This is a genomic window from Pedobacter arcticus A12, assembly GCF_000302595.1.
Lineage (GTDB): Bacteria > Bacteroidota > Bacteroidia > Sphingobacteriales > Sphingobacteriaceae > Pseudopedobacter > Pseudopedobacter arcticus.
This window is the reverse complement of the sequence record NZ_JH947126.1, coordinates 928,945-942,514: the sequence shown is the minus strand read 5'-3', so window position 1 is coordinate 942,514 and position 13,570 is coordinate 928,945. Positions and strand designations below refer to the sequence as shown.

Sequence of the window (13,570 nt, the reverse complement as noted above, 5' to 3'; positions counted from 1 at the left end):
TAGCTAAATATTTACCTGGTTTTGGCGAGAATTTCAATATTCATCTTCTGTATTTTTATAACTTTTTCCACAACTTTTGGACAAAATACTGATGCTGTATTTCAAAAGAAACTCAGTGTATTTAAGACCGAGGATAGTTTAGCAAAATGGATAGATAGCAGGGTCGATTTTGCTTTAATTCAACCGTCAGAACGATTGTTGTTTCTAATGCAAACCAATAAGTTAGCTTGGAGAGCACCAAAAACTCAACAAGAAAATGAATCGTGGTTGTTTTTACTGGTTAACCAAGGTTACTATCAACTTCAAAACGGTGATATACTGGCGTCTATTACTTGTTACGAGAACGCTTATGAATTCTCGGAAAAACATCCAACTGGTTTAGATATCGAAGAATACATTTTAAAGCCACTATCTAACAATTACACCCGTTTGGGCGATTATGAGCGAGCGATTTACATCCAAAAACGGAGTTTGAATCTGGCTCTAAAGCAAAACAAGTTAGACCTCGCAACCTCAGCCTATTGTAATTTATCTACTTCCTATCGCTCAAAAAACGACTTGAGAAATGCAGAGCAATCAGCATTAGCGGGTTTGAAAATAGCTGATAAAAAAAGTGCGATCTACGGTTTGCTGTTATCTAACATGGCCGATATCAGCAATGAGAATAAAGATTACGCTAAGGCCGAAGGTTTTGTTTCTACCGCGATTAGGCATTTAAAACTCCAGAAATTAAATAGCTCCACCGCATATTGGTTGCTGAGCGCTTATACGCTCGCTGGAGATATTCAGCTCAATCAAGAGAATTTAGAATCGGCCAAAAATTTTTATAAAAATGCACAAAAATTAATATACTCGCTTTTGGGTGGTGGGCGAAAAAGGGAACTTACTTATCTCATTAACCAATTAGGAAGCGTTTATTTAGTCCAAAAAGACTATCAGCAAGCACTTTCACAGTATAATCAAGCCTTGATTTACTTATTGCCAGAGTTTAAATTATTAAAACCCAACGATTTGCCAGATGAGCGTACGCTTTTCGGCGAAAATAAGCTACAGGCTGCTTTAATGGGTAAAGCCGAAGTGTTAGCGCGTTTAGGTGATAAAAAGCAGTCGTTACAGGCATCTATTTTAGCTTTTGCCGTTGCCGAAGAGCTGAGGAAAGAATACACATATGATGTTTCAAAGGAGCGACTTCAAGCAGAGTCCAAAGCTTTGGCAGAACTGGTTATTGAGAAATCGTATGAGTTATGGGTTAAGACTAAGGATGCTGTGTATGCTAACCATATCCTCATGTTTTCTGAGCAAACAAAGTCCCGAATTTTGTTTGATGAACTCAATGCAAGTCAGTCAAGCGATTCTAAAAGAAAGAAAAATCCGCTACAACAGCAAAAGATTAAAATCCAACAGCTTTTGTCGTACTATCAAAAACAAAAGCAAAGCAATTCAAATACTGTTATCTTAAAAAAAATAGCCGATCTAGAGTTTCAGCTTTCCAGCCTACAGAAACAATTGAATCAGAAAAACCCTAGTTTAACGCTTAAAGCCACGCAAATACTGCAAAAAATACCGGTAGAAAAGCAAGCAATTATTTTTTTCTGTGGAGATAGAAATAGCTATATGATTATTGCGAACCATCATAAAGTGAGTCAGGTTATTAAACTTGGAACTACTAAACAGCTTTCAGCCTCGGTTGGTCATTACTTAGAGAAGTACTTTTATAATGGCCCTGCAGAAATGATTAACAATCCTCAAGCTTTTTATAATGCGTCAAATAATATCCAAAAGCTACTATTTTCCCAAGTCAATATCAATAACCAAAAAGTATTACTTATAAAAGATGGAATTTTGAATTTTCTACCTTTTGAAAGTCTGATTACTGAATCTGGTGTGGCTAAAAACGTAGCACAATGGCCTTTTTTAATTAAGAAAGTTGAAATAAGTTATGGTTTCTCGCTAAGTTCTATCCCGTCAGTAAAGCGATCTAAAACAGCTTACAGATACCAATTTACAGGCATATTTTTATCGCGAACAGGGTCCTCAAAAAATGAAATCCCAGCGGTGGTTGCCGAATATGATGCGTTGAAGAGGTTTATTAAAGGAGATTTTTTTAAAAATGAGGATGCCACCGTTGATAATTTTAAACAGGCTATTAACCATTCTGATATTTTGCACCTTAGTAGTCATTCATATCTTACAGATAGCTTAAAAGAACCCGTTTTAGAGTTGTACCACGATAGATTTTATCTTTTGGAATTAGCGAGTCAACAAAAAGTACCAGAACTGGTCGTATTAAGTGCTTGTCAAACTGCTGATGGCGCTTATCTATCGGGTGAGGGCGTACTTAGTTTTTCTCGAGGTTTTATTGCTGCGGGTTCAAAAGGTGTGATTTCAAGCTTATGGAATGTAAATGATCAATCGGGAGCAGATTTGATGGTGAACTATTATCGAACTTTGTTACAACGAAAAACCACAGCAGGTACGTTGGCAAAAACCAAGTTACAATGGCTTAAACAAAAGCATAAAAATCAGATGGTATTATTGCCCTATTATTGGGATAGCTTGATTTATACCGGTGAAGATTTTGGGGTGACGATAGAAGAGCCTGGCCACTTTCTAGTTTATAGTGGTGTTTCTTTATCGATTTTACTTGGTATTGTAGTGTTTTTTTATCGTAAAAAACGATTAAACATTTCCCCAACCCGTGGCTAAAACATCCGCAAGGTGCATCGTTTTAATTTGAATATTATTTTTATCGATGTAAGCTTGTAGTTGTAATAAACAAGATGTGTCAGTTGAAATGATGATTTCTGCGCCCGTGTCTAAAGCGTTCTGAACCTTTTGTTCGGCCATAGCGGTAGAAATTCCATCAAATTTCACCGCGAAAGTTCCCCCAAATCCACAACAAACATCACTGTCTTTCATCTCTACCACTTCCAAACCTAAAACTTTAGAAAGCAACTTCCGAGGCTCTTCTTTTATGTTACATTCTCTTAATCCACTACATGAATCGTGGAAAACAGCTTTTCCCAGTAGCTCAGCCCCAAAATAATCCTTCTTTAATACATTGATTAGAAAATCAGATAGTTCGTAAATATGGCTTTGGATATTTCTACACTTGTTATGGATGGAGGTGTTAAAGAATAAATCGTTATAAGAATTTTTTACCATTCCAGTACAGGAAGCAGATGGAGAAACGATGTAATTCTGTTCAGAAAAATCATTCAGAAATTTACTGCCAACTTCCTTTGCATCGTCCCAAAAGCCCGCATTATAAGCCGGCTGACCACAACAAGTCTGTTCCGGATTATAAATTACATTACATCCTGCTTTTTGTAAAATCTTATAGGTGTTTTTTGCTGTTTCTGGGTAAAGCTGGTCAACAAAGCAAGGAATAAACAATTCTACATTCATAGTTGCGTTCTGATACTAAAATCCAAAATTAAAGAAATAAGATTTAAACTGGCATTTATCGTGTCAATTTTAACGTAAAGCGATAGGTTTAGTTTTTTACAGAAATTGCTGAGAATTTTTTGGAAATTAATATTCTAAAAATCAGTTGATTAAGCTAAATGTTAAATGATTAAGCATTTAAAGCTTATTTTTTGTAAAAATAAATTTGGAGCTAATGATAAAAAAGCTACATTTGCACTCCCAACGATGAATAATCGGGATGTAGCGTAGCCCGGTATCGCGCCTGCTTTGGGAGCAGGAGGCCGCAGGTTCGAATCCTGCCATCCCGACTTTTAGGCTACGAAAAGTCACTAAAACCCCTTAAATTGTATGATTTAAGGGGTTTTTTCATTTTTATCAAACCAATATATATCAATTAAAACCAATGTAAAGGTGTCCTATTCGGTGTCCTATTTTTATTCTCTATATTTGGACTTATAATATTTTAAATATCTGATATTCAATTATTTACTAGTTAATTTTGATTGGTTTTGTGGTTGTTTAATATAAACAGGGTGTCCTATTAAAAAGGGGCAACTTCAAAACCAATCATTTATAAACAAATTAAATGATATGAGTTCAAAACAAAATGTCCTAGGAATTATCCCTTTAACTAGAAAACCTAGAAAAATGCCTCAGAAGTGCTTTTACGGCTACTTGAATAATCATTCGGTGTCCTATTCGGCTACCTGTTTTTATTGCAGTTTTGGAATAGTAAATGACTGATAATTAGAGTTTTAATTAAAAAATTTTGACTGGTTTTAGATTTTTTTCCTTTATAATCAGTCATTTTAAGCTTCAAATGTTATGAATACACCACAAAATACCTTTGGAATGTTCTTTTTTATTAGAAAGAATAGAAAAGATAAAGAGGGCAAAGCGCCTATCTATGTTCGAATCACAGTAAATGGAAAACGCTCAGACATGGCGCTCAAACAAAACATATCTGAAATTAATTGGAATGCAAAGAGAGGAATTGCGAAAGGGACTAAACCAGAAATTGTCAAACTGAACAACTATCTAGAAGAATTTCGGTCTGGAATTGTTGCCACCTACCAGGAATTGGTATTGCAGAAAACCTTGATTACCGCTGAACTCGTTAAGAATAAATTTATCGGAGGGGATAAGCAGGAATTTACCATCCTTAAATTAATTGAGCTTCACAATCAGGAAGAAGGTAGCATTTTGGTTTGGGGTACAATGAAAAACTACTACACCACGCAGAAATACCTTAAAAAATTTCTGAAAGAGAAATACGGCACAAATGACAAATATCTTTCCGAACTGAATTATAAGTTTATTATGGATTTTGATTTTTTCCTTCGCCGGCTTAAAAATAAGCAAGGAAAAATCGCTTTGCAGAACAATGGCGTCATGAAACATTTAGAGCGATTTTTCAAGATGATTAATTTATCGCTAAAACATGAGTGGATAGAAAAAGACCCTTTCCATGCTTATAAATTGAAGTTTGAGAAAACCGAACGTGAATTTCTGACTAAACAAGAACTTAAGAGATTGGAAGAGCATACTTTTACACGTTCGAGCTTGCAGACTGTAAGAGATCTTTTTGTTTTCAGTTGTTACACAGGATTGGCGTATATAGATGTCTTTAATCTTTTGCCTTCAAATGTCGTAAACATAGAAGATGGCGAGCTATGGATAAAAACTTCCCGACAAAAAACCAGTACACCAGTAACTGTTCCTTTACTGCCTAAAGCTATCGACATTATCGAAAAATATAAGGAGCATCCTAAAGCACTCTCTGAAGGGAAACTATTGCCAACTTATTCCAACCAAAAACTGAACAGCTACCTCAAAGAAATTGCAACTGCTTGTGAAATCACCAAACCGCTTACATTTCATATTGCTCGGCATACTTTTGCGACAACCATAACGCTTACAAACGGAGTTCCTATTGAATCAATCAGTAAGATGCTTGGCCATACAAAATTGAGTACAACACAAATTTACGCTAAGGTTGTAGAAAGTAAACTTGGGAGCGATATGGCTTCTCTAAGAAAGATTTTAGGCTGAGATCAATGAGCCGATTAATAAAAATAATCGGCTCATCTTATCAATTTAAATTAGCATTCAACGCATAATTGCGGTAATTACCCACGATAATTACCGCATAAAATATGCATGGTTTTAAAAATGCGGTAATTAAATTTTATATTTACCGCATATTTGCAATGATTATGTACATACACTTTTTAAAACAGTGGCCAGATTTTCAATGGAACTCAGATGTTTTATCAGCAAAGCTTGGTAAAGTTAGACATCAACAAGGTAAAATTTTAGGGCAGGTCAAGGCTTTGGGGTTTAGGTTCCAAGAAGAGACGTTGTTATATACCCTAACTCAAGATGTCTTAAAATCCAGCGAAATTGAAGGAGAGCTATTGAACCCAGAACAAGTTAGGTCTTCAATTGCAAGACGGCTGGGAATAGAAGTTGCCGGAACCATACATGCTGAACGTAATGTGGAGGGTGTGGTAGAAATGATGTTGGATGCAACACAAAACTATACGGACGAGTTAACAGAAGAACGCCTGTTTGGTTGGCATGCCGCATTATTCCCTACTGGAAGAAGTGGAATGTACAAAATAAATGTTGGCGCTTGGCGAGAACACCCAATGCAAGTAACTTCTGGATATATGGGTAAAGAAATTGTCCATTTTGAAGCACCGGAAGCTAGTAGATTAGATAAGGAAATGCAAACCTTTCTAATGTGGTTAAATGGTAAAGAAGAAATGGATGCGGTAATTAAAGCGGCAATAGCACATCTGTGGTTTGTGACTATACACCCATTCGATGATGGTAATGGACGTACCGCCAGAGCCATTGCCGATCTACTACTGGCTCGAGCAGATCAAAGCTCCCAGCGTTTTTATTCAATGTCTGCCCAAATCCAAAAGGAGAGAAATAACTATTATTCAATTCTTGAAAGTACGCAAAAAGATGATTTAGACATTACCGCGTGGTTAGATTGGTTTTTAGATTGCCTTTACCATTCTATGGAAAGCACAGAAAAAACCATCGAAAAGGCATTAGAAAGAGCTAGGTTTTGGGAAGTACATCAGTCATTAGATTTTAACGCCAGACAGCAAAAAATGCTACAGGTTTTATTAGACGATTTCTTTGGGAAATTAAACGTTTCCAAATGGGCTAAAATGACAAAAACCTCAACAGATACTGCTTTGAGGGATATTCAAGATTTATTAAAAAAAGACATCCTCATACAAGAAGGTGCTGGAAGAAGTACCAGTTACAGGATAAAGGAAGATTTTTTAGGGAGATAATCGAAAACATTGGGAATAAAGATGGTTAATACCCGTAAAATATATATTTTAGAACGATCTATTGACCGGTAAAATATCTCAAGTGTTTTATTATCTCTGTTTCAATTCCTAAATCAAGTTTTTTATTGATCACTCTTTCATACGTAAAGAAAACTCAAAAGTCTTTACATATGCAATCCGGTATGTAAAGAAAATTGACTTTATAAATCATATTGATTTGACTTTTAGGTGTTCAATTTCTCAAGAATATTCACAACTTTTCTCATAAAAACGATTCAATATCCTGTCCATTTTTTAGCTAGGATAAACCCATCCATTCTTTTTAACTTTGTAAGAGCCAATTTTGGAGACCGTTTTTCTTTACGGGTTGGCTTTTAGAAAAGGAAAAAACAATCATAAAAAAACTTCACAACTCCGGTTGAGGTTGTGATGTTTATCCAAAAGCAGTTCCGAATTTTGAAGAAGATAACAGTTGATATGGATAGGAAATAAAAGCCTTTATGGCAAAAATTCAGTCCGCACTCAGCGCATTTTACGAACCTACAAAAACAATACTATGTCAGTAGAAATTCTAACCAAAGAAGACCTTTATCAGTTCAAAGCGGAACTGCTTACCGAGATCCACAAAATCATCAGACCCGGAAAATTTGAAGCACCTAAAGAATGGCTCAAGAGTTACGAAGTACGCAAGTTCTTGAATATTTCTCCCGGAACTTTGCAGACGCTTCGTGTAAACGGTACTTTAACTTTTACCAAAATTGGAGGTTCGCTTTATTACAAACGTGAAGACATCATCGGTTTATTGGAAGGCAATGGAGCATCTGAATAATTGCGCTTTGATTTTCCACAAACTATTTAGACGGACGGTCCTATTTTAAGGAGCAAGCGGAAGTTGGGCAGAGCCCTACTTTTCTTGCCCTAAGCTATCACTGAGGGGGTTGAAAGTATCCTCCGGGGATACTTTGCTGGCATTGCGCCTTGGAAACGGACAAAACAGTATACCGAGCGGTATATTCCATTAAGAAAAACAGATACCTACGAGAAATATTTATGAATGTAAAAACAATCAGATTTCCGTTGAAAACCGACGAGAAACTAAAGAAGATAGCGTTCAAACTGGGAAGAACCAAAGTAGATACCTTTATGCAGATGGTGGATTATTTCTACTCCTGCAAGAAAGACCCGAATGATATCAATGACGAACTGCTAAAGAACACTTTGCTGAAAAACCACAAAGATTATATCGGCTTTATCAAGACTCAGGAAAGCGAACTGTTGATTCCGATCAAACGGGATGCCGACCGGATGATCAAAGGTCTGCAACTTTTGACCAATCATTTTACGGAGGACATCTTGGTGCAGAATCGGAAAACGCAAGACCATCAACAACATCAAAAAAGCGAAAGTGAAGAAAACCGGAAGCTGATGATCAAAATCAGCCAGAGCATGAGCACCAAAGAAAATCTGAAATCACAGTTTCTGTATATCTTCAATAATTATGTTACGGCTAGAGATGCTTTTGGTATGATGACTTCGGCGAAAGATAAAGCGGAACTTTCTCAGACAACAATAGCCAATATAAAAATGCTTTGATATGCACATCAACATCACGACACAGGGAAGCAACAAGGGAAGTAGCGGTAGCTTGGTGCAATATCTGGAAAAGGAAAACAGAAAAGAGCTGAAAGATGCTCCTGAAAATTGGTTCAGTTCTCAACAGCAAACCACGGAAGCTTATGAAGTCAGGAGAGCATTGGACAACAATGTTTCTAAACTCGGTAAAGCAGATGCCAAATTTTTCTTGGTCAACATCAGTCCCAGTCAAAAAGAGATTCGGCATTTATTGGATAAATTTGGAGTGCAAGGTGCAAAAGCCGAGCTGAAGAAATATGCAGAAAAAGTAATGGATGAATATGCCAAAAACTTTAAACGTCCCGGAGTAGAAAGCAACCGCGATCTGCTTTGGTTTGGGAAGTTGGAGAATTTTAGGTATTTCAATCATACGGATAGAGAAGTAAAGAACGGAGAGCGCATACGCGGTGAAAAGAAAGACGGCGAGCAGATGCACATCCAGATCATCGTTAGCCGAAAAGATATTACCGATAAGATCAAGCTCAGCCCGATGAACACTTCCAGAGGAAAAAACGAAAATCATTCGCAGAAACTGGGTCAGTTTAACCGTGTTGCTTTCAAACAATGCGGTGAAGAATTGTTTGATAAAACATTCAGTTTTACTCGGGCGTTCAAAGAAACCGCAAGTTATGCGATGATCCAAAAGAATGGAAGTTTACAGCAGAAAGAAAAGCTAGATGTTCTAACAAAAGGAATTGCAATCAACCCCAACGCAAAATCACTTGCCTTTAAACTGGCTAAAGAAATTTCTATGGAAAGAAACCCAGCGTTTTTCAGCGATTTTTTCAAAACCAATTCACAGGAGGGTTTATTGGAAAGCTTGTTGAAAGTTGAGCCGGAAATGGAACAGAAGGAGTTTTATCAAAGTAAAAAGAAGAAGAAAAAATACCGCTCTCATCAGTCGTAAAATACCCCATCGGCAGAAGCCGGTTCTGTCATTCGTTCCGTAAACTCCACTTTTCCTTCACCCGCTTTTGCCTGCGCACAGGAAAACCTTCACTCCGTGCGTCCGTTCAGTGTTTTCCAAGAATTTATAAAGTTAATACTATCAAAATATCAATGAGCCATTTGGTTAGTTAAAGAAATAATCTTTGCAAACTATTGATATGTAGCAGAAATAAAAAGGTGTTCGATTAACCTACGAGCTAGCATAAGGGAAAGGTTCTGAAAATCAGGACTTCCTTTTTTTATGCCTTCTAATTACTGTTAATCAAAAGGATAGCATAAGTAAAAACATTGGTCTGAAGAGTTCTATATCGCATTTCCTCAAAACCCAATTTTCCGGGATCGATCGACTAAATTCTTAGGTTTCTTGCCACTTAGAACATCCTGTACATCATAAAAAAGACTTATTGGTTCATGTTGCCGATCTGCATATTTTAGATCTTTATATGCAGTTACGACAATTTTACCGCAACAAATTGGGTTTTTAATTAAACGACAGGGATTCCCCTTCTTATTAGCCATTTTCCTGATTTGGTCTAGAGCATAAACCCCGTTAGCGATTTCAAGGAACACCAATTTCATTAACTCCGCTTCCGACTTTTAGGTTTAATATACTTTTCACCTTGTGCTCTGAAGTTATATTAATATAACCTAATGGCGCAGTACTCATCCACCAGCTTTCTTTTTTTGCTCTTCGCATACCATTGAAAGTATTCAATGTTCTCCAATCATCTCCCACTTCCAGTGCTGCCAGATAAGAAGCAAGCATGATTTTATTTTCAGGTGCAGAAAGTTCTAAGGGTTGTTCTACAGCCTGAGGTTCAACTCCAAGACTTCTTAAGGTATTAATCAATTCATAGGCATTACCTGCATTTCGGCTGAAACGATCCCATTGGTAAAACAACGCTTGGCTTTCCTTTGGTCTTTCTCAGTTCGACTAGCAGCTTAATCCAGGATGGACGAAGAAAGTTTTAACAGAATGATCTTCATATATTACTTTATGAATTGCAAACCCGTTAATATTTATTAAGCGCTCCTGATTTTCTCTTCATGAATATCCCGTGTCGGCCTGTTCATCTGTACTTACCCTGCTATATAAATCTGCAGTCTTCATTCTTTAACTAATTGAGGAAAAAATATTACAGCCAAAAAAGCGGAACTGGCTAATGTGAATAGCTTAACCCTAAGCAACGAAACCAAAAGGAAGAACCTAACAAACCGGCAGTTCTTACAAAAAAGCCCATACTTATATGCATAAACGAAAATTGTCTGAAAAGCGGACAAGTAAAAAGAAATATTGGAATTTTTATACGTATTTTTCGGATTCTTAATCATAAAATTAAAAATTTTCAATTATCACTTTCCAATGAAAATTATTGCCGTCCGACCACTTAGGGGTTGTGATCCAAATTTCCTTAAGGTATTAAAAAGTAATAACCTTTATAGGTTTTACACTGAATATGAAATTGATTCCCACGATAATCTAACTTTTGAGCGAGAGTTAGTCCAAGACTTTTTTTTTAGTGAAAAAATCTCCGAGCAACTTACCGTAAACATTTCTGCAATTGTCGGGAAAAATGGTTCTGGAAAGAGCAGTTTGATTGAACTTATAATGAGGGCTATTAATAATATTGCCTTTTTGCATATGAAGTCTGACCATAGGCTCTTCTTTATTGCCAAGGTGAATCTTGATCTTTATTTTGAGACTGACGGTGAATTTTATAAATGTCGTCTTAAAGGAAGAGTGATAAACTTTTATAAAAAGAATAAAGACACGAAGAAGATCAATGAATCTGTTGAGAATTTTGATCTTCGTAATTTCTTCTACACCATTGCAGTCAATTATTCTCATTATGCATATAATTCGGGAGATTTTGCGAGTGAGGGCGACTGGCTAAGCGGGGTTTTTCATAAAAATGATGGATACCAAACACCCTTAGTACTTAATCCCTTTAGGGAATCAAATGACATTGCGATTGATAATGAAAAGCATTTAATAAAATCACGTCTTATTGCCAATCTAGCACTTGCGATGCAGAATAAGAACAAAGATATAAGGAAACTCTCCGACGGTGCTGAGGTTGAATTTATCAAGCTTAAAAAAAGGATTGGAATTGAGGGAATTCCAATCTATAGTACCACCGAGGAAAGAAAAGGCCCAGACGGGAAAATGGAATCGGTAGATGTAAAAGTTGCTGTCAGGGATATTTTCACAGAAGACGCGAAAGTCACTTTTCTAAAAAGGCTTGCGGTAATTTACGGGTTCGCATATGATGAAAATCCTAAGGCAAAATACAAAGAAGTTTATGATTACCTAATCTATAAAACAGTCCGCATAGCGATCAAATACTTTAAGAGGGAGCTTGTGTTTTTCGAAAAAGGCAAAAAATTTGATTCAACTAAACAGGATAAATGGATTAGTAATTTACTAAAAGAACCGAGTCATATCACACTGAAGCTTCGTCAAACGATAAACTTTCTAAATGAGGAACATTTCGGATATGAAGATCAAGATCTAGATTTAACAGATCTTGATAAAAAAATATTCGGGGTAAATGAAAATCGCAAGAAAAAAATTGAAACTATAGACCTGGTACCTCCACCAGTTTTTGAAGTTGAGATCTTCCTTAAAACTACTCGTGGAAAAAAGACTATCCCTTTCAGTTCATTAAGTTCTGGAGAAAAGCAACTTACCTACTCAACCAATTCACTATTATACCACCTGCTAAATATTGAATCGGTTTATTCAAATACCTCAAAAAGAACAGCCTACAGAAATGTAAATATTTTTTTAGAAGAGGTCGAACTATATGCTCACCCTGAAATGCAGAGAAAGTACGTCTCAACTATTCTCAGCGGAATCAAAAATCTTGGACTAAAGAAAATTCGGGGTATAAACATTTGTTTTCTTACCCATTCTCCATTTGTGCTCACTGATATTCCAGATTCAAACATTCTCTTCCTCACAGATAATGGAAATATGTTAGAAAAATCGAAATGTCCGAAAACATTCGGAGGAAACATTCATGATTTACTGGCAAATAGCTTCTTCCTAAAAGAAGGAACTATTGGCTCTTTTTCTCACGGAATCATTAACAAACTCATTGGCGAAATAAATAAACTGGATAAGGATGCGCTTAAGAAAGACAAAGACAAGCTGTTAAGCATAATCGAAATTATTGGTGAACCGTTCATCCGTATGAAGGTTCTGGATTTATTTCATTCAAAATTTTCCAAAGAAAATAGGATCTTTGAGCTCGAAGAAGAATTAAGGAGGCTTAAAAATGATTAATATATCTTACGCTGACAATAATGCTGAACAGCACTATCTGGCATTGAGCGATCAGCTGCAGGCAAGATTAAGAAATATTATTAAGTCCCGAAAGGTCACCATTAATAAAGTAAAGTATTCGGTTGACAATGTGCTATTGGTGTATTTAAAAAACCTTCAGACAGAGGCCAACCTTAAAGAACTTATAACAGCTAGACCTGAAAAGTTCCGCAGTATCATTAAGAAACTGCGAACAAGGATTCCGAATATTCTGGACAGCACATCTGATGCCAATAGGGTTTTGTACAACCTATTTATTAAAAGCAGTTATGACCATGAAAGCTTCAAAAAACTCGAATTCATCGAAAGAATCGGAATGGATACCTGCGCTTACTGCAACCGTACTTACACCTTTTCTCTCGAGAAAAAGAATAAAATAAAGCCTGAAATTGATCACTTTATGCCAAAAAGCAAATATCCATTTCTTGGCGTATCCTATTACAATCTTATTCCTAGTTGTCAGGTCTGTAATGGGTTAGATACAAAAAACCAGAATGACCCTAGAGCTTTCGGTGTACGCAATCCCTATGAAATAAAACACTCAGACTTTATATTTCGATATGAACTTAAAACAGGGAATGTTCTTAATACCCTTACTGACCCCGAAAGCATAACACTTTCCTTTTCTAAAAAAATAAACGGTAATCTTAAAATGTTCAAACTTCAGGAGCTGTATGATAAACACAGGGATCACGTAGTGGAACTGATTATTCTAAGTAAGTCAAAATATGTAGAAAATTACCGTAAATATTTAAGACAATATAAAAAGAAAGGTTTAAAATTCAGTGATAATGAAATTGACAGGATGATTATGGGTAATTATGTCTCGGAAAAAGAACTGCACAAAAGACCATTGGCAAAATTATACCATGATATAGGAAAACAATTAGGACTAATAGTGTAGCTATGATGACCA

General features: G+C 36.2%; 10 protein-coding genes and 1 tRNA gene. 9 read left to right on the top strand and 2 right to left on the bottom strand.

All coding sequences use genetic code 11. The annotated features are described in order from the left end of the window. Positions 1-21 precede the first annotated feature (21 nt). On the top strand, positions 22-2,706 hold the full coding sequence (locus B176_RS0111160) for a CHAT domain-containing protein (RefSeq protein WP_154647953.1): 2,685 nt from the start codon (positions 22-24) through the stop codon (positions 2,704-2,706). Here B176_RS0111160 and B176_RS0111155 read toward each other — a convergent pair. Then, complete coding sequence (locus B176_RS0111155) at positions 2,680-3,408, bottom strand: (Fe-S)-binding protein (RefSeq protein ID WP_017258894.1); 729 nt, start codon at positions 3,406-3,408, stop codon at positions 2,680-2,682. The genes B176_RS0111160 and B176_RS0111155 overlap by 27 nt on opposite strands. A 255-nt stretch (positions 3,409-3,663) precedes the next feature. On the opposite strand from B176_RS0111155, the gene B176_RS0111150 reads away from it, so the two are divergent. The 6 genes from B176_RS0111150 to B176_RS0111125 all read left to right on the top strand — a co-directional run bounded on the left by B176_RS0111150 (position 3,664) and on the right by B176_RS0111125 (position 9,285). Further along, positions 3,664-3,737: transfer RNA gene (locus B176_RS0111150), tRNA-Pro, on the top strand. Positions 3,738-4,254: 517 nt separating this feature from the next. Beyond that, positions 4,255-5,481 (top strand): site-specific integrase, encoded by a 1,227-nt coding sequence (locus B176_RS0111145; protein WP_017258893.1) that lies wholly within the window; start codon positions 4,255-4,257, stop codon positions 5,479-5,481. 104 nt (positions 5,482-5,585) lie between these two features. Beyond that, a complete protein-coding gene (locus B176_RS0111140) occupies positions 5,586-6,746 on the top strand; it encodes a Fic family protein (RefSeq protein WP_017258892.1) in 1,161 nt (386 codons plus the stop codon). A 556-nt stretch (positions 6,747-7,302) separates the two neighbouring features. Beyond that, on the top strand, positions 7,303-7,575 hold the full coding sequence (locus tag B176_RS0111135) for a helix-turn-helix domain-containing protein (RefSeq protein ID WP_017258891.1): 273 nt from the start codon (positions 7,303-7,305) through the stop codon (positions 7,573-7,575). Between the two features lie 221 nt (positions 7,576-7,796). After that, positions 7,797-8,339 carry a BfmA/BtgA family mobilization protein gene (locus B176_RS20295; protein WP_154647952.1) on the top strand — a complete coding sequence of 181 codons (543 nt, stop codon included), beginning with the start codon at positions 7,797-7,799 and terminating at the stop codon, positions 8,337-8,339. A gap of 1 nt (position 8,340) precedes the next feature. After that, a complete protein-coding gene (locus B176_RS0111125; protein WP_017258889.1) occupies positions 8,341-9,285 on the top strand; it encodes a DUF5712 family protein in 945 nt (314 codons plus the stop codon). A gap of 600 nt (positions 9,286-9,885) precedes the next feature. Here the strand turns inward: B176_RS0111125 and B176_RS21280 are convergent. After that, positions 9,886-10,176, bottom strand: a complete 291-nt coding sequence (locus B176_RS21280) for a hypothetical protein (RefSeq protein ID WP_237739823.1) — start codon at positions 10,174-10,176, stop codon at positions 9,886-9,888. A 513-nt stretch (positions 10,177-10,689) separates the two neighbouring features. Here B176_RS21280 and B176_RS0111110 point away from each other — a divergent pair. Continuing rightward, on the top strand, positions 10,690-12,615 hold the full coding sequence (locus B176_RS0111110; RefSeq protein WP_017258886.1) for an AAA family ATPase: 1,926 nt from the start codon (positions 10,690-10,692) through the stop codon (positions 12,613-12,615). Then, positions 12,608-13,558 carry an HNH endonuclease family protein gene (locus tag B176_RS0111105; protein WP_017258885.1) on the top strand — a complete coding sequence of 317 codons (951 nt, stop codon included), beginning with the start codon at positions 12,608-12,610 and terminating at the stop codon, positions 13,556-13,558. The genes B176_RS0111110 and B176_RS0111105 overlap by 8 nt, the downstream gene beginning before the upstream one ends. Positions 13,559-13,570 lie beyond the last annotated feature (12 nt).